The following is an 18,268-nucleotide window of genomic DNA, read 5'->3' as shown; positions in this document are numbered from 1 at the left end:
TTATTAAACTATAACTATATAATTGCTAAATAAATTCTATTTTAACTATATTATATAGCCTATTTTTCTATAATTATACTAATATGCTTAATTCATCAATAGCTTTTACAAAATTTACATTTTTCATTTTCATGTAGAGTTTTATGGTATCTCCACCCTCTCCACAACCAAAGCAATACCATAGATTTTTTTGTGTATTAATTGTGAAACTTGCTTTTATTTTCTATATGAAAAGGACATATTGCTACATAGTTTCTGCCATTCTTTTGCAATTCTATTCCTAATCTTTCACATACATTCACTAAATCCTTATCTTTTACTGCTTGGATTCTCTCTTTTGCAATAAGAGAGACTATATTATACATTTGCCTGACTTTTTTAGCTTTTAAATGATTTATATTATACATTTGAGCGAGTTTTTCTTTGTGTTTAGTGTAAATATTATTTTTCAATTCTTTTCCCTTAATGAGTTTTAATCCATTTTTGATTGAGCGCAGTGATGTATGTGTAATCCCTATAAACGTTGGTGCATTTAACATTATTATACTTAATTCAATCATAGATTATCTACAAAAGATTATGCGTGTTAATAAGGATTTAAGGGCTTATATGATTATAAATAGGGCTAATTCAAATCCAAAAATCAAACAAATTGAAACATTAAAAGAGATTATTAAAAGCAAACAAAGCAATATATATCTTTTAAATAGCGTTTTGTTTGAAAGGGTTGCATACCAACATGCTACAGATAATCAAGTAAGTTTATTTGATTATTGTAGAAGTAATGATAAAGCTTTGATTGAATTTAAAGACTTTTGTAATGAAATTTTAGTAAAGGAAATACATGGCAGTAAATAAACAAAAGATAATAGGCTTATCTGATATAAAAAACAAAGATTTTCTAGATTATTTAGGAGGTAATGGTAAATATAAGGATATACCTAGAGGTAGCATATATGGCTCAATACATGTTAAATTAGATACAGAGACATTAAGGCGTTTGAATAATGCATCAAAGCTAACAAGGCTAACAAAGCAAGTCATAGCATATGATGCTATATTTAATTATTTGGGCTTTTTAGAAAAAGAATTAGGTGCAGATTTTAGTAATTTTGATGAGGGGGAGGTGAAAAAATGAGAAAATTTGTGTTGTCTTGCTTTTTATTTGTGAGTATGCATGCAGAGACGTGTTTTTGCTACAATAGTGAATTATGCGTCCAAGCACAAGCATTTTTAAGTGCATATAAAGTCTGGAAGTTTCAATATGAAAAACTGCTAAACAATGGTGCAAAGAAAGAGGATTTAACTCACATGGAAGAGGCTAGGGATAGACTAACACGTTCTTGTAACTATGCAAATGAGTTTTTTAAGAAGAGATAAGATGTTATTTGAGGTGCGTATCCTAGATGAATGGAATATGAATTATGATGAGTATCAAAGGTTGTGTAAAGAAGTAGTAAATATAGAGGTGAAATAATGAAAAAATTAATTCTAGCAAGTTTATTAAGTGTTAGTATAGCGTGTTTGTAGAGTTGCATAATGTTCAAGAAATCAATGTGGGTGTTTTTAAAGAAAAGATAGACGCAGCTACAGAAGCTTATAACATATCAGACGAATATGCCAAACATTTAGTGATTTAAGTATGAATGAAATTGTGTTATTACAAATAAAGAATCCACATTTTGCAAATTTAAATGATGATTGGAATAAAAAATCTAACTATTTAAAAAGTTTTCTTAAGGCAAGAATTCGTTTAAGAATTTTTGTATTTTTAGAAAAAATGAGAGATTTCTATCATTTATCTATAGATAATGATAATATGAAAAATTTTGTAGTAATGGCAAAAAATCTTACATAAAATTTATGTTTTTGTGCTTTGAATTGCGTTTTATTTACTAAAAAGTTTTATTCGAAAATACTCTGCCGATATTAGATGTTTGTTCGTGCTTTTAATTCAAGTTTATTAAGTTCGTTTTGAATACAATAAATATCATAAACTTTATCTCTTTTATCATTCATTTTTTAGTTCTACCGAGCTTTGTTGGTGCTAGTGTTTTTCCTTGTGCATGTGCTACAAAATTCTTGTTGATAGTTTTTATGTCTTTAAAAATTAAAAATGTTTTTATTGATGCAGCGATATATATTTGCAATATTGTGAATTGCTGAAGTTTTTTTGACCCCCTCCCAATAATAAACCAAATCCCAATTTAGCATTCGCTAGATCACCAAGTATAAAATTCATTTGAGAGCTATATTGTATATTTAAGCGCAAATCAACTGCGAATTCATTGTTTGTAAGGAAAGCGATACTTTCTTTTAATCGATTAAATTGTATTTGATTAGGAAAGTAAGCCAACGCTTCATGATATTGTAAATCTTTAATATCAAGCAATATTTTATTTTGGTGAGAACATATCGTTTTTCCCAATAAAAAATTTTTACCAAGAATTGTATTTCTTATTCCTAGCACATTTTGTTGAGTTATATTGATGGGAATTTGTTGCGAAATATTTTCAATAATTGAAATCCTATTGTTTAGATTAAAATTATATTGCAAAATCTTTTCAATATATGGTTTTGGGCGTCTTTGGCTTAATATAAGAGATGAAAATGGTAAATACTCTTTTGCATTTGTTACATTATTAAAACCCAATATTTTTAAAAAAATATGCGAAATTCTATCATTCAAGTTATCATTGAAAGATCTATGATAATTTCTAAGTGACATGCTTTCGTAAAGAAGCCATAGAATATGATTGTTTAGAAAATCAAAAAATAAGCTAAAACCATTACCAGAATCTTCATTTCTTGCAAATTTGTCAAGTATGTAGTTTGGTAGAGGAGAAGAACTTCCAAATAAACCAAAAAAATTTGCTTTAATTTCAACGCAATTTTCATGTTGATCATTTAAAGAAGTTGTATTATCTGCAGAATCTGTTGCCTTTAAAAGTGTCTCATTGTCATTTTGTGCAATAACCTCTATTTCTTTATAAGCATGCCCCAAACTTTTCCCAGTTCGTAAAAATATTTGATGTTTCTTGTGTGTCAGTAAAAATGTTTTTATAGTATGATAGAATGTAGATGTTTTCATAAAGGCTCTTTATTTCCAAATTGTACAGGATATGTAAAGGTTGTATTGCTTAAAACACATATAATATTTAATTCACAAAAGGAATTAATAGCCGCAAAAGAAGCAAATAAGTGCGAAAATATCAATCCTATTTTATATACTTCTCCTAAACAATAAAATTTAGTCTCATCCATAGATATCGTAACAAGAATACCTCTTCTTGTGATACAGCCATGAACTTTATAGGTCGGTTGTGATTGTATATTAATAATCGCATCACTTAGATTTGTCAAAAAATGTTTATCTTGAGAATCAAATATAAACCCAAAAATATGTAAAAGAGACAATAAACTTTCTTTTTTTGTTATATTTTGATAATTAAAAGACAAAATAACAACAAGATTCCACATCATATCACTATCCATGTCTATGTGTTTAATTGGTGTGGGTAGCGTAATATTTTCTGTTGTAACGCTCTTATAGTCTAATATTTCGTTAATGTCATGAAGTTTAAGTTGTGCTGGTATATCATTATTGCTGCACAATACATCCATAGATATAGTTTCTTTTCTGTGATGCTTAGTATAAAAAGAAATTTCTTTATAGTGTTGGCCATGAGCATCGACTTTGTTAGCTAATGCATAAAAATCATTGCTTTTATTTAAAAACTCAAATCTCTCAAAACTATAATAATTTTTAAAAACTCGTCTGCCAGTATCGTTACTATGTGCTTTTACTTTTAGAATCTGTATAACACAATAAGCCTGTTCGTGCATTCTATCTACAAATATTCGATGAGTATTTCTTGAGTGATCAAGAAGTATTGGTTCTGCCTGTGTAGAAAACAAATTAATTGCTGGTGTTGCAAAGAGAGAAAACTGATTTGCTCTTGGTAGACAATTTTTAGGAAGCTCCTTATTAAAAATAAATTTGATACCCATTTTTTTACTTTTTACATCCTTTAAAGCTTCTAAACCCTCAAGATGGATGAAATGAAATTTTTCTGACATAAAAAATAATTCTTGCAACAATATAAATGCACTAAAGCCTAAATCATCATTATCTGATACACTTTCATTTCTGTTAAATCCCATAGGCTGTAAGCAATGTGTTGGTATTTTAAAATTCGTATGTGTATCGTATGAGAGAATAATAATGTCTTTTACATATTGTAAAAGCCATAAAAGCAGGGTATTTGCCGTATAAATCTCATTGCCAAGATATAAATTCAGATATTTTATGTTAATATCTGCAATAGTTAGATGATCTTGCGTGGTTTCTATGTCGATCACAAATGTAGTGTATTTTCCCTCACTGCCCACATCAACATTATAAATTTTCAAGGGATGCAACATCACATCATAAATTGTCCTAAATTCACACCTAACCGACTGAACAGGAGAAGATACTACGCTTGTATGTCTAGGAATAAACACATTATTATCTTTAGAATCTGGTTTTAAGTTAAAATTTTGTATACAAAATGAAGGCAAAGAGTTTGTATAGTTTGGCATAAGGATATTAATAAGAGATTCTGCAAGAGATGGAATATTGCCATCAAGCTCTTCATTAATCTTAGCAGTCAAAATTGCTAATGATTCAATAATGCGTTCAACATCTGGATCATTGCTATTACATGCTAAAAATGGGGCAAGTTTAGGATATTTATTAATAAACAATTCCCTTGTTTTTTGCAGATAATCAATTTCCTTTCTAAAATAAAAGATATTTTTCATCTAACCTTATACCCTTCTATCTTATTTAGCTTATTATAAAACTTCATAGTAACGGTTACTATTAAAAATAATTTGTATATTAAAATTTGTTAAATCTTTATTATATTGTAATGTTAAGAAAAATTTGAGTTGCCAAGGCGCTAATGTCTCATCATATTCAATGCTTACAATCTTTACTCTATATTCGTACGTAGAAACTATATCATAAATTCTTTCTGACATTACGATGGCTAGATTTTTGATGTTTAAATCCAAATCATTATAAGATAATAATTCCTGTGTATCCTCTTTTGTGTTTATGAGGGTTTCAATATGCTCTCTGATCGCTTGAATAGGATTCTCAAAATATTCAGAATCTGCATATTCGTCAAGCACACGAATAACCCTATCAACAAAAGTCATAGTTATTCTTTATCAAGCTTTCCTACCAACGAGAGTTCAAAATTAGCCCCCATAAACTTAAAGTGCGGACGCACATTCAAATCTATTTTATACCATCCAGTTTCACCTTCTATATCGCTTACTGTAATTCTAGCCCCTCTAAAAGGTCTTCTGCTCCGCACTTCTGCTGGAGGATTTTCTTGATCTGAAACATATTGTCTAATCCATTCATTCAAGCCATTTTCAACATCGCTACGTTCTTTCCAGCTCCCAATTTCCTCTCTTTGTAAAACCTTGATATAGTGCGCAAGACGAGAAACCAAAAAAATATATGGCAATTGTGTTCCAAGCCTATAATTTGTTTCTGCTTCTTTGCCTTCAGGAGTATTTGGAAAAATTTTTGGTTTCAATACTGCATTCGCTGAGAAAAAGACTGCATTGTTACTATCCCTTCGCAATGTAAAAGCTATAAAACCAGATTCTGAAAGTTCATACTCACGTCTATCTGTAATTAACACTTCAGTTGGTATCTTAGATTCTAATGTACCGAAGTTTTCATAAAGATATACCGGCAAATCTGTGACGGTGCCACCAGCTCTAGGACCTATAATATTGCCACACCATCGATATTGTGCAAAACTATCAGTCAATCTTGTTGCAAAAGCATAAGCAGTATTGCCCCATAAGAGATGATTGTGTGAATTATGCACATTTTCTTTATAATTAAAACTTTTTATGGGATTTTCTTGCGGGTCATATGGAGAACGAGTTAAGAATCTTGTCACCATAAGTCCAGCATATTTAGAATCCTCGTTCTCTCTAAAAGTGCGCCACTTTGTATATTGTGGACCCTCTAATAAACTTTTTAGATCTTGTATTGTTGGAAGTTCTGCATAATTATCAAGCCCAAAAAAGCTTGCATCTACAGATGTTAAAAATGGAGAATGACTCATAGCAGCGATTGATGACATTTTGGATAAAAAATTCATATCGGGACTTGATGCATTTAGCGCATAATCACCGATTATTGCTCCTATGGGTTCTCCTCCAAATTGTCCATATTCGGCAGAATAAATATATTTATAGAGCGTACTCGTCGTAATATCTGGATTTGAATCAAAATCCTCTAATGCCTCTTGTTTTGTAACATCAAGAATGTTAATTTTTATATTTTCTTGAAAATTCGTGCGTTCTACTAAGAAATGTAAACCTCTCCATGTAGATTCTAATTGTTGAAACTGCTCATTGTGTAAAATTTCATCCATTTGCTGCGAAATTAAATCATCTATATGCGCAATCATTTCATCAAGTGTGAATCGATTGATTTTGCTCTCTGCATTATCAGATTTTACAATTTCTGTAATAAACTCTGCAACACCAAGTTTAGCAATACTATAACTTTCATCATTTTTAGAATATTTACTTTTTTGCATAATGCCCTCAATAATTGAGACATTCTGTGTTTCTACCTCTTGTTCTAATTTTTCGCTCATAATTATCCTTCAGTCTAATTGTTCATTGTTTTCTCGGCTTTCTTGTATCTCCAATAAAAGCTTTTCTTTTATATCTTTATTCTTTAAAGCCTCCAAAACAGCTTTTCTAAAATCTGGGATATTGCCCATTGGACCTTTCAATGCAATAAGAGCTTCGCGTAATTTAAGAAGTTTATTGAGCTCTGGAACTTGGTTTGCAATACTATCTGGAGTAAAATCTTTCATGTTTTCAATCTTCAACCTTACATTCAATTCATCAGCATCTTGGCTCAGAGTGTTTTTGACACTAAAATGAGACTCTATTTGCATCTTTTGCATAACCTGATTAAAATTATGTTTATTAATAGAAGTTAGCCCTCGTTCTTCCAATGGTACTTTATTGCCACCTGTAAAATTAGCCATAACCATTAGTTTTAATGGGAGCTCAATCTCTGGAGTTTGTCCACCAGTTTTTGATTTGTAAGTGATATTGATGCGCTCTTTCGGTGGAGTTGAATTTTCTGCCATAACAAAATCCTTATTTTACTTTAGATTCTACCATTTTACTTTGAGATTCTACCATTTTATAACCAAATTTCATAAAAATTATTATAAAATTCTCAAGAATATACATCTCATAATTTCTTAAGGCATAACTAAAAAGTAGAGATAATGAAAAATATTTGCACGGCTTTAATTTTTGCTATGATGTTGATTCTTATTGGGTGTAACACACCTATACGGATACAGGCATCTAACCATGATAATTCTAATCTCAACAATCGTAACGATAATGTTCCCATCACGCTTGTTATTTATCAACTCAAAGATGTTAATAAGTTCGAATATGCAAGTATTCAAGATCTAACAATGCGTGAGAGCGTAGTTCTTGGTCGAGACAATGTAGACTCGGTTAGAATCCAAGTTCCACCTAATGAAAAAGATATGCTTGTGGCAGAATTTGCAAAAAAAGAAGGTAAATACATTGGTATACTGGCTCTTTTTGCAAATTCTCAGGGCAAGAAGCAAAAATTTTACAAAAAATTGAATAAAGTGTTTAAAAATACAATAAAAATTGATATTACACAAGAAGGCATTACAAATAGTAAAAACAACAGAGGAACAAACAATAAGGAGAAGCGGTGAATAGCAGATTAAAAGTTGTTTGGTACAATGGGATGAATGTAGATAAGATCCATTTTGAACAGCAAGAAAGATATTTTGAGCAACTTGTTTATATCAAAACAACAAAGTCTTTATGCAATTTCTATGGCCTTTTTGAAGTAGAATTTTCAAATGAATTATTAAATCTAGGTAAAATAGCTCTCTCTAGGATTAGTGGTATTGCACAAGATGGCAGTGTATTTAATGCTCCAAGCGATGATTTATTGCCACAAGCCTTAGAGATTGATTCTAATGTTGGGTCACCAATTATTACATTAAAAATTCCTGTATCTTCAGATTCTATTGCTGATATTTCTCTGAACAACACCTTTTCAAACTCTAAATATGTTGCAACAAATGTGCCAGTGGTCTCTAAAATCCACGACGATGTAAATGAATACACACAGCAAACAGATTCAGAAATATTTTACACACACCAAACATCATCTCTTGTGTTGGGAAGTTTACGTTTAAAGCTTGGTTTGCTTGGAGATAAGTCTCCTAATGAATTAGAAATCCCTATTGCAAAAATCAAAAATATACACCACAATAAAAGAATAGAACTTGATGACAAATTTATTCCAACTTCTATGGATATCAGCAACAATCTTTTTATCAAAACCTTCCTAGAAGAGATGCTTTTTTCTATTCAACAACATAAAGAGACTTTTACAAAAATTTTTAGAGGCATTAATCAAACAAAAAATACACTTGATTTTAGCACCTACCTATCTCTCAATCTTTTAAAAAAGTATGATTGCATTTTTTCATATCTTATTAACAAAGAAAGATTGCACCCTGAATTTCTCTATGAAAAATTGATAGAATTTCAAGCCGATTTACTTGTGTTGCATCATGAAATCGAGGAATCATTTGAGTTTATTGCTTATAAACATAATGATCTTTCATCGGTTTTTATTCCCTTAAGCAATCATTTGCGTTTGCTGTTTGCAAATGTTACTTCACCAAAATATGCTATAGCAAGTGTTGTTAATAATGGTAATGGATTTTTTGATTGTATTTTTGAAAATGCATCAATTATTCAAAATGGTGAGATATTTTTAGCAATCAGTTCATCATTGCCAACAAATACATTGCTTGAAATATTTACCACACAAACAAAAATTCATACACAATCAGCAATAAAAAATATCGTTGCATCCCAGCTGAAAGGATTGCATTTAGAACCCATACAAAGCATTCCACCCGCATTACCGCATTTAAGTGGATATATATATTTTAAGCTTGATAAAAAAGATTCGCTTTTTTCACATTTTGCTAATCAAAATACAGTAAGCATCTATATGACAAATAATATAATTAGCCCTGATATTAAATTGTGGGCATTATTCTAAGGGTATTTATGAACGTACAAACGAATGACACACAATGTTCATTATTGCTTGAGTCTAATTTTGCAGGTATGCAGAATAATAAAATTCTTGACTTAAGTCTACCTCTTCTTCTTTTTGCCACAAGACTTTCAAAAATACATGCGCTAGATGATGAATTCATTGTTGAAATAAGGGACACTTTTGCAAATCAGGTGCTTGCCATCAGTGGCAGCCTAAGTGCCATGCATTGCCATGATGAAAAAGACTTAATCAAGTTTCGCTATTGTTTATGTGTATTTATTGATGAGATGTTGTTACGTAATGAAAGCATTATGAATAGTGATTTTACAAACCATACGCTTACTAATCGTTTGTTTAATGAAATGTTAGGTGGCGATAAATTTTATGGTATAGCTGGGCAGTATTTGCTAAATCCAAGCAAATATAAAGACATGTTAGAATTCATCTACGCCTGTCTTATTCTTGGTTATAAGGGAAAATATACTGTTGATAAACAGGGCGATGAAAAAATTAACCATCTTTGCAATGATATTGCAGCGGCTATTACACCAGCATTAGATTCAAATGAAGATATAGCGTTTAATGTTGCTCACAAAAATATTGTCCGTAACAATATTTTAGAATTGTTTAAAAAAAGATACCTAAAGCCATTTTTACTTATTGTTGTTATGTGCACTGTAGTTGTTTCTTTTTTCTTTTCTATGCTTAAGATAGAATCTAATAACACCATAACAAAAAACACTCTTATACAAAATATTAAAAAATTCAAACAAGAGAACAATGAGGATCAATAATGCTGAAAAAAATAACAAGCTTTTGCAAATCAAAACCATTTCTATACATATTTCTTATATGCTTGTTCATATTTTTCAGCATAATATTTTTTATTTATGCGCCCCTACTGGCTTTCAATGATATTTACATATTTAGCAATGCTTTTGTTCGATTGGGTATTCTTGTTCTTGTATGGCTTATTATAGCTTTTTATTTTATGTTTAGACCTCTTCTGGATTTTTTACAAACATTAAAAAGTGAAAAAGGTGTTCAACGCAGGGAGTTAAAAAAAGAGGTTGCAAGAATTTTGCACAAAGCAAAACGCAATTATTCCCTTGCTTTAAATGAAGCCAAAAGTACTTGGAAAAGAACAATTCGTTTTAAAGATATTCCTTTAGTAATTGTTATTGGTAATGAGGGAGCAGGAAAAAGCTCTTTAATCAATTACGCGAACATTGAATATCCATTAAGCGATAAATTAGAATCATATAAAAAAATTCATAAAAGCACTAAGAATTTTAATCTTTATATTTCTAAAAAGGGGGCTTTACTCGATACCGAAGGCAATTATTTTACGCAAGAAGATTTTTTTAATCCAGATACAACAGATGAAATTGCCGAAGATGATTTGGAAAAAAACAAAGATTTTCTAATAAAAAAAGCGGTATGGAATAAGTTTCTTTCTTTCCTTAATTCCAGCATTTTTCACAGCAAACTCAATGGCATTGTGCTTGTTATTGATATTCATTCCTTTCTTAATAACCCAAAACAATATAGTGATAATTTAATACACTTTCTTGTTAAAAGAGTTCATGAATGTGAACAAAATTTGAATCTAAAATTGCCTATTTATGTAGTTTTTAGTAAGCTTGATCTTATGGAAGGTATGGATATCTATTGGAATGTTTTTAACGAGAATGTCGCAAATAAAATATTGGGTATCACTTTAGAACAACAGGCAAATAAGCAAACATTGCTGTCTTATTTTCAAGCTATTAGCAAATCATTATTGTACTCTTTCATGCACAAAAACAAATCTCTGCATTCTCTTGATGAGAAAAATGGGGCATTTTTGTTTTTAAAGCAACTTGATACACTCTTTGCTTTGGTAGTAGATTTTGCAATACAGGTGAATGAAAAAAATGTGCTAAAAAATAAGTCTTATGTTCGTGGAATTTATTTCACTTCAGCTTATCAAGAAAATGTTCCAAGAAATTACTTAGTTGATGCTGTATGTGAAAAATATGCTATTAAAAAGCCAGCAGCAAAGGCTGCTACAAAGCAACATAAGCGAAGCTATTTTGTACATTCAATGTTAGAACAAATTGTTTTAAAAGATTCTCATCTTAATAGTATGATTCTTAAAAACTCATGGGTGACATTAAGATTAGGCATTATGGCTGTTTGTCTGTGTATACTGACATATAGCGTATGCACTTATTATATCAATAAGGCATATAAAGCAATTGAACAAAGCAATACTTCTTTAAACAGCATTAATGCACTCCTTGCAGATGCCAATAATTATAACACATTAAGCCTTTATGAAAAAGTCAATCTCATGTTAAATCTTAAAGCAATTTTAAAAGAATATCCATTATTGTTTGATACATCAGTTGGTAGCCAATACTTTTTCCTTGATACATCATATCAAGCTTTTTTACCGGCCAAAGATCTCTATTATGCAATTAGTGAAGATGTTGTGAGCAAAACACTTATTAATGAAATGGAGTATATATTAGCACACAATAAAACTCCAGAGACACTTGTTGAAACATTATATATGTATATGTCTTTATTTGACACACATTATCTTGATAAGTCGCTTCTTGCAGTTTGGATTGGTAAGAATTGGCAGTATTTTAAAAAGTACAATATTCCAAAAGATGATTTTATAGCTAGTACTGAGGATTTGGCCTCAGATAGAATTCTTAATGCTCATCCAATGAATATTGGTAGTGTTACTAAAGCACAAGAAGAAATTATGCAAATTGCTAAAGCACAAAGAATATATATTCTTATAGCTTTTAAAAATAGTCTTGAGAAACAAGCAACTTATAATATAAAAAATAAAATTGGCAGATCTATTGATGCTGTATTTGAAGCTCCAGAAAAACTAAGTCATATTGACAAGAGATATACCAAAGAAGGCTTAATGGTGTTTTTAAGCCATCTTGAAAAGAATATGCATAATGCTCTTGATATTGACTTGTGGTATCTCGAAGGAGTGGAACAAGATAATGATGAAAAGATGTTGGATACAAAAATTATAGAAGTTTATCTTGCTGACTATAAAAAAAAATGGGAAGATATATTGCAAGCTATCAAACCCAAGAGACACCATGAAAAAAATGCTTTGCTTAATGAATTACAAATCTTGTCTCAACCTAGCAATCCTATCAATAATTTGATTGGGGTAATAAACGATAATACCCATTTGAACGATACATTATTGCTTGGCTATGTTTATGGGCTTGGATTCTCCAGCAAAGAAATAAAAACACAATTTACAGCTCTTAGCAATCATTTCAAAGCATACTATGATTTAACCAATGAAGAATCATTAATAGATTCTAAAGCCAATTCTCTTAGTCAATCAAAAAATAAGGAATTAGCAAATTCACAGAATGCAACAAAAGATGAAAATAACATGTTGGCAGTTATTGCACAAGATGTGCAAAATGTCTTCGCAAAAATTGAATATTTTACGCAAGATATAACAAAAGATGCTAAAGAAAAAATTGTTTATATTCTTGATGGAAGCAATGATGAAAATGACCCATTTAAAAAGCTTGATATAGATAGTAAGGTTTTACCTCAAGAACTAAAAGCATATTATAATCATTTGGCACGAATGTCTTGGAAAATCATAGAGAGTAACGCTGGAGTTCTTCTGAATAGTGTGTGGAAAAATGAAGTTTATACAGACTTTGTGAATAATATATCTCCACTTTATCCTTTTAACACATATTCTAGAGAATCTGTGTCGATAGAAACTTTTAAAGGATTCTTTGGCAATGCTGGCACATTACAGACCTTTTATAAACAGTATCTAAGTAAGATTATACAAAAAAAGGGTGGTGCTTACATTCCTAATCCAACCTATATGTCAAAAATTAAGCTAAAAGAACAATTTTTAACTTTTTTTAACAAAACCTCTAGTTTAAGTGCAATGTTTGATGCAAACAACAATTTGACACTCAATTTTTTTATACAATGTCTTGATTTATCATCAGACTTTAGTTCTCTTGACATGGGATATAATGATACAAGCATCCACTATGATCATACGCTGCATCCAAAACTCCACATTATTATTGAGCACTTTAATAAAAATACCGAGTTGAGACTCACTGCAAATGATTATTACCAATATCCACAATATAAAAAAGCGTATATTGGAGAATGGGCATGGTTTGCATTTATAAAGGATATGGTCCCAAATCAAAATATGCGCAATTCATTTTATTTTGAAAATAATAAGAAGCTATATTTTGATTTTAATGTTACAAACAAGCTAGAGCTTTTAAAGATTATTGATATTTTGACGCATTTTAATATGCCAGACTCTATTATGTAAGGAAATTGTATGCAAAAGATTGCTATTACTGCACAACATATAAATGATTTATCCGCAGCATCACTATATTGTGTTATTGATGAAAATGGCGGTACAATAGGGAGTGATTCTGGCAATAATCTTTGTTTACAAGATCAACAGATCAATTCACAACATGTTAATATTCAGTATGAAGAGGGTTTTTTTACAATTACAAGTATTGCAGATTCAGATATTTTTTATAACAATTCATTCTCCAAACTTCTTGCGGGTTATGAAACAACTATTGAACTTGGTGATACATTTAGGATCGGCAATTATCAATGTAGCATTATAGATCCAAAAGATTTAAACGAAGAGATTCTAAATACAAAAAACATTATCAAAGAAGTTGCTGCCTATGACAAACTCGATACATTGCAAATAAGACCTAGGGGACAAGTAGATGGAATGAATATCCATGAAGCATCAATTGAAAATATCTTGCATGAAAATGAGATGCTAGATGATATTATAAATATTCCAACTCATGCTTTTGGTAATATGAAAGAAAACCAGCATACTAGCAAAGAAATAGCCTTTATGCAAGATAGCATAAAAGCTAAACAAAAAAATAATAAATTAGACATAGCAAATAATGATATAGCCACACATAATCAATCCATCACCAAAGAGACAATCATTGAAAATAACCAGCCGCTTAACAAACAAACTATTTTAACTTTCTTAGACAATGCTCTTAAAAATTTATTTATTGACGCAAAAATCCCCCTACATACAAATGTACATTTAACTATGCAGGATATACAAGATATTTTACAAGATACCCCACTTATAGATTCCCCATTACTCATTAATACGCTTGTGTTAGGCATTATTTTTAAAGAATTACATACTCCATTATTTGAAGTTTTAGATAATGATATATTGGAATCAACACTAAGCTATGCTATACAAGAACAAAGACAAGGAGATGAAAAAACATTGCAGTATCTCTTAACACAAGCCTTGCATTCTTATTTAAACAAACAGAGTTAATAGAGAATGATTTATTGTGGCATGATTTTAATAATGTGAAAGGCTATAAGAATAATGCGTATAGAGAAACAAAACTAATACTCTGAATTACTTAAACACTATTTAAATTATCTCTTTGCTGTGATAATGTGTGATTGCAAGTCTGTATTTGGCTCTTTGTGATATTTGCTTAAGTTTAAAGATAAGAGATTTCCAAAAAACTTATTCTTTTATTTTCCCATAGCCTTCTAATCCTTTGTTAAAATCTATTTTTAAATCTAGCACTTCTTTAGGAAAGATATACGGACGAGCAGATGGCAGTCCATAGGTGAGGTTGGAGTAGATTTTGTAAGTAATAAGTAAGCTTAATGAGGGTATAGCATTAGGATAAATAAGCTTTTTATATCTCTCCACTATCACTCTCCATATTGTGAGATAATATTGTTTTATAGATTCTGGGCTTGAGCCTTTTACTCTTGGATCTTTTATAAATCCTTTCTTCACAGCCCAATTAATCCCCATCCATTTACCATCATCATCTAGTAAGATTGCACCATATATGCAATTATCACACAATAAAGTAAAATCAATGATAAAATCAGGAGGAAACTTCTCATCAAAGTAAGGATCAAGTCCATTGATTAAGCCTCTTTGTTGCTGAGATTTTTTATTATATTGTGTTAAGGTAGCTGCTTTTAATGGAGAATGGGGCATACCTTTTGTCCTTGAGGAATAGTTTCTTCTTAATTGATCTATGTGATTCCCGCCTAATGCAATAGCACAACGAAGACAGGCTTGATGTAACATTAGGGAGTAAGATGCACTATTTGGAAAAATATCTCCTGGTGCATAATTAAGTGCTGCAAGATAGAATGCTAATGGACTTTGGTATTTAATAGCTGCTGCAAGATAGAGTTCAGCTGCAAAGCAACTTTTTTGTAGACTTTCCCTCTGTGCCTCCTCATCTATAGCCTCCCATACAACACACTCTAGTGCATGGTTATAACACTCTCTTGCTTCTTCTCTTACTAGTCCTAAGCTATAAGGTGTTAGCTCTGTGTGAAATAATCTCTCATTATCACTACTCCATTTATAGAGTTGATAATACATATAGCTCATCTCTGGTATCTTTTTATTGAGCAAATCTTTTGTAATTTTTACACATTCAAGTATTTCTTTTTTACTTTCATCTCCTCCTTTGAGAGAAGCTTTTTTAAAGAGTAATGTAGAGAGTTTTACTCCTGCTTTGATGTATTGTTCTTTATAGGCTATCCTTAGATTCTGTAATATTTCTTGTTGAATCGTAGAATCTAGTAAATTAAAATCTGTATTGCTATGTTTGTCTAAAAGCTTATTGGCTTTAGTATAAGTCTTTTTAGCCATATCACTTATTCTCTCACTATATGTATAAGGTTCATAATCTACATTAACATAAGGAAAGAGAGTTGATTGTAATTCAGATTTTCTTACTATCATTTTTCTTTGTTCTGTAAGGCTTAGCTGTATAAAAGCTTCTTTTTCTTCTTTACTCCATTTGATACCATTACCATTTGGAGATGGGCGATAGGATTTGAGGATGTGGAGGATTGAATCATTTATTTGATTAAATTGTATATCACTTGGTTGCATAGATTTTGCTTTGTCATATTCTTGAAGAATCTGTGTCCAAAAACTAATTTCTTGAAGTCCAAATATTGCACCTTGCATTATAACTCCTTGTGTATATCTATTTTTGTTGGGATAAAAGATTCATTATAAACAAAGTTACTAAGTATGGATTCATTCACAGAATCTTTAGTCTTTGCCGTCATTATGGGATCACTATTTAGCACTCTCTCCCCCTTATATACTCTATAACTATATTCTGCCACTCTTTTTAGTTGGATTAGAAAATCTCTTTGGCTATTAGTTGTTTCTCCCACCCGTTGATATACTGCATTGTTTTGTGGATTTTGGTATTTAAGCTTTGTTTGTGTAAGTTTCTTGTTGATAAGGTTTTGGAAATTTGTTTGTGTAAGTTGCGTTGTATGTGTGTTTTGAGATTGTATATTGTCTATATATGAATGAACTTTGATATGAGCTTCTTTATAGATTTGTGTAGACTCATTTTCTTGTGCATGAGCAAAATAAGATGAGTTATAGGTATAAAGATTATTTCTTATCATATCTTTAAAATGCTTTTGTGCTACATCCTCATTCTTTGTATATGATCCTATGCTTGGGTTATGAATGCAGTATCCTATATCAAGTGAGCTATCAAGCAAGAGAGAGTGCATAAAATCCCCTATGACAAGAGATTTATGTAAATCTTTAGGGATATAAAAATAGGGCTTCCCTTTTTCCCATTTTGCATATTCACTATCTTTTTTGCCTCTCATGCCTAGCATAAATAATGTAATTTGTCGCGTTAAGTCTTCTTTTGAGATAGTGGGAAATATTTGGTCAAGTATCCAAGTATAAATCTCAAATATCATAAGAGGAGTAAGTGCCTTTTTGCTAAAACTTTTTGAAAGATCAAAAACAATACTTAAAGCTTGTGTAGTGTTTGATTTTAGGGAGTGTCGTAGCGTATTTTTGATTTCGCTTGAGGAGGTGGGTATTTGTATGTTTTCTATCTTTTGGATTTCTTGAAAGCTTTGTATGACGATATTTAGTTTTGCTTCTGTATTTTCCCGATAACCCTCTATAGCTTTTATTAAGTTTTCCAATCTATTGATATTACCTCTAGTGGTAATATTTTTTATAATATTTTCACGCATTGTGGTTGAGTTGTAGCGATTGTTTTGCACATTCTTTTTTAGCGTATCTCGCATATCTTTGATGGAGAGTTCTGCAAGATACGCTGCAAATTTATTTTGTATATGATCTGTGAGATACTCTATTATTTTATCCTCGTTAAAATTTTGGAATTTCTCCCACAGATCTTTAGTGACTATCTTTTGCAAATCTTGTTTTGATATATTGACCACTTGCTTAGATTGAAGTGACCAGGTATATGTGTAATATAAAAATACTCCCCCTGTTTCCAAATCTATCAAATAGAGCATAAATTTGCATAACTCTTCAAAATCATCTTTGCTAAAAAATTCCAAGAATATATCTTTATAGAATGGTATAAAGATATTTATTGTGTTTGAAAATTTTTGTTCTTTTGGATAAGACTGGTATTGCTCTATAATTTTTTTATACTTTTGGTAGCTGTCATTATTTTTGAAATTTTCTAATAATGTATTAAGGTGCTGAATTTCGTTATTTGGTGTATTTGAAAAATAAGCATTGTTGATAATGTGAGAAATACAGATAGCTGTTTGTGAAAGTTCTGTATCTTGATTATTAATTTGTTCTCTTACCTTATTTCTTAATGTTTCTAAGTTCTTCTCATCAAGTTGATTATTTTTGTCTTGTTTAATACGAAAATCTATAAAACAAGAGAGTATTTGTTCAAAAGCAAATAAAGTATCTAACATTGTTTTGCAGTATTGTTCTACGCGTGCAACTTCTTTATAAAACCCTTCATCAAATAAGTGTTTTTGCTCTAATATAAGCTCGGATATAGCACTAAATTCATTAGCAATGCTAAGAATGTCTTTTTTGTCAGGGTTATTACAAAAATTAGTAAGCAAAGTATCAACTTTGTCTGCTTTGTCTAGATATATTTTTTCTTTAATATAATATTTCTCATTATAAGCTGTTTCAACATACTTATAATTTTTCAAAATTATTGTTTTAAATCTATCAAA

At 30.4% G+C, this 18,268-nt stretch carries 18 protein-coding genes; 9 read left to right on the top strand and 9 right to left on the bottom strand.

Annotated elements, in window-relative coordinates; genetic code table 11:
- Positions 1-73 precede the first annotated feature (73 nt).
- Positions 74-202, bottom strand: a complete 129-nt coding sequence (locus C6H08_RS12300; protein ID WP_238701452.1) for a CHC2 zinc finger domain-containing protein — start codon at positions 200-202, stop codon at positions 74-76.
- Entirely contained in the window at positions 198-452 is a 255-nt protein-coding gene (locus C6H08_RS12295) for a CHC2 zinc finger domain-containing protein (protein WP_238701450.1), read from the bottom strand. The genes C6H08_RS12300 and C6H08_RS12295 overlap by 5 nt, the downstream gene beginning before the upstream one ends.
- Before the next feature lie 157 nt (positions 453-609).
- On the opposite strand from C6H08_RS12295, the gene C6H08_RS06080 reads away from it, so the two are divergent.
- The 4 genes from C6H08_RS06080 to C6H08_RS06065 all read left to right on the top strand — a co-directional run bounded on the left by C6H08_RS06080 (position 610) and on the right by C6H08_RS06065 (position 1,858).
- Positions 610-858 carry a hypothetical protein gene (locus C6H08_RS06080; RefSeq protein WP_034565536.1) on the top strand — a complete coding sequence of 83 codons (249 nt, stop codon included), beginning with the start codon at positions 610-612 and terminating at the stop codon, positions 856-858.
- A complete protein-coding gene (locus C6H08_RS06075) occupies positions 845-1,138 on the top strand; it encodes a hypothetical protein (protein WP_034565535.1) in 294 nt (97 codons plus the stop codon). The genes C6H08_RS06080 and C6H08_RS06075 overlap by 14 nt, the downstream gene beginning before the upstream one ends.
- Entirely contained in the window at positions 1,135-1,380 is a 246-nt protein-coding gene (locus tag C6H08_RS06070; RefSeq protein WP_034580342.1) for a hypothetical protein, read from the top strand. The genes C6H08_RS06075 and C6H08_RS06070 overlap by 4 nt, the downstream gene beginning before the upstream one ends.
- A gap of 262 nt (positions 1,381-1,642) precedes the next feature.
- Positions 1,643-1,858 (top strand): hypothetical protein, encoded by a 216-nt coding sequence (locus tag C6H08_RS06065; RefSeq protein ID WP_034565532.1) that lies wholly within the window; start codon positions 1,643-1,645, stop codon positions 1,856-1,858.
- Between the two features lie 264 nt (positions 1,859-2,122).
- Here C6H08_RS06065 and C6H08_RS06060 read toward each other — a convergent pair whose 3' ends face one another.
- Genes C6H08_RS06060 through tssB form a run of 5 tightly spaced genes read right to left on the bottom strand, consistent with a single transcriptional unit; the run spans position 2,123 to position 7,187 of the window.
- The gene (locus C6H08_RS06060) at positions 2,123-3,091 is read right to left on the bottom strand and encodes a type VI secretion system baseplate subunit TssG (protein WP_034580344.1); all 969 of its coding nucleotides are present in this window, start codon (positions 3,089-3,091) and stop codon (positions 2,123-2,125) included.
- Positions 3,088-4,806: a type VI secretion system baseplate subunit TssF gene (gene tssF, locus C6H08_RS06055; protein ID WP_034580347.1), complete on the bottom strand. Its 1,719-nt coding sequence runs from the start codon at positions 4,804-4,806 to the stop codon at positions 3,088-3,090. The genes C6H08_RS06060 and tssF overlap by 4 nt, the downstream gene beginning before the upstream one ends.
- A 33-nt stretch (positions 4,807-4,839) precedes the next feature.
- The gene (locus tag C6H08_RS06050; RefSeq protein ID WP_034580349.1) at positions 4,840-5,208 is read right to left on the bottom strand and encodes a hypothetical protein; all 369 of its coding nucleotides are present in this window, start codon (positions 5,206-5,208) and stop codon (positions 4,840-4,842) included.
- A 2-nt stretch (positions 5,209-5,210) separates the two neighbouring features.
- Positions 5,211-6,680 (bottom strand): type VI secretion system contractile sheath large subunit, encoded by a 1,470-nt coding sequence (gene tssC, locus C6H08_RS06045; protein WP_034565288.1) that lies wholly within the window; start codon positions 6,678-6,680, stop codon positions 5,211-5,213.
- Positions 6,681-6,689: 9 nt separating this feature from the next.
- Positions 6,690-7,187 carry a type VI secretion system contractile sheath small subunit gene (gene tssB, locus C6H08_RS06040; protein ID WP_034565286.1) on the bottom strand — a complete coding sequence of 166 codons (498 nt, stop codon included), beginning with the start codon at positions 7,185-7,187 and terminating at the stop codon, positions 6,690-6,692.
- Positions 7,188-7,331: 144 nt separating this feature from the next.
- Between tssB and tssJ the strand changes: the two genes are divergently transcribed.
- Genes tssJ through C6H08_RS06015 form a run of 5 tightly spaced genes read left to right on the top strand, consistent with a single transcriptional unit; the run spans position 7,332 to position 14,549 of the window.
- On the top strand, positions 7,332-7,805 hold the full coding sequence (gene tssJ, locus C6H08_RS06035; RefSeq protein WP_034580351.1) for a type VI secretion system lipoprotein TssJ: 474 nt from the start codon (positions 7,332-7,334) through the stop codon (positions 7,803-7,805).
- Positions 7,802-9,178: a type VI secretion system baseplate subunit TssK gene (tssK, locus tag C6H08_RS06030; RefSeq protein ID WP_034580353.1), complete on the top strand. Its 1,377-nt coding sequence runs from the start codon at positions 7,802-7,804 to the stop codon at positions 9,176-9,178. Before tssJ ends, tssK begins: the two co-directional genes overlap by 4 nt.
- A gap of 8 nt (positions 9,179-9,186) precedes the next feature.
- On the top strand, positions 9,187-9,972 hold the full coding sequence (icmH, locus tag C6H08_RS06025) for a type IVB secretion system protein IcmH/DotU (protein ID WP_034580354.1): 786 nt from the start codon (positions 9,187-9,189) through the stop codon (positions 9,970-9,972).
- Positions 9,972-13,532 carry a type VI secretion system membrane subunit TssM gene (gene tssM, locus C6H08_RS06020; RefSeq protein ID WP_034580356.1) on the top strand — a complete coding sequence of 1,187 codons (3,561 nt, stop codon included), beginning with the start codon at positions 9,972-9,974 and terminating at the stop codon, positions 13,530-13,532. The genes icmH and tssM overlap by 1 nt, the downstream gene beginning before the upstream one ends.
- A gap of 9 nt (positions 13,533-13,541) precedes the next feature.
- On the top strand, positions 13,542-14,549 hold the full coding sequence (locus C6H08_RS06015) for an FHA domain-containing protein (protein WP_034580358.1): 1,008 nt from the start codon (positions 13,542-13,544) through the stop codon (positions 14,547-14,549).
- Positions 14,550-14,750: 201 nt separating this feature from the next.
- Here the strand turns inward: C6H08_RS06015 and C6H08_RS06010 are convergent, their stop codons facing one another.
- Positions 14,751-16,235 (bottom strand): hypothetical protein, encoded by a 1,485-nt coding sequence (locus tag C6H08_RS06010; RefSeq protein ID WP_104686136.1) that lies wholly within the window; start codon positions 16,233-16,235, stop codon positions 14,751-14,753.
- The coding region (locus C6H08_RS06005; protein ID WP_233708504.1) for a hypothetical protein at positions 16,235-18,268 on the bottom strand (2,034 nt) is incomplete at its 5' end. The genes C6H08_RS06005 and C6H08_RS06010, both read right to left, overlap by 1 nt.

The organism is Helicobacter bilis (genome assembly GCF_900198365.1).
In the GTDB taxonomy this organism is placed as follows: domain Bacteria; phylum Campylobacterota; class Campylobacteria; order Campylobacterales; family Helicobacteraceae; genus Helicobacter_A; species Helicobacter_A bilis_B.
Note: the sequence above shows the minus strand (reverse complement) of the source record. Positions and strands in the feature narration are given on the sequence as shown.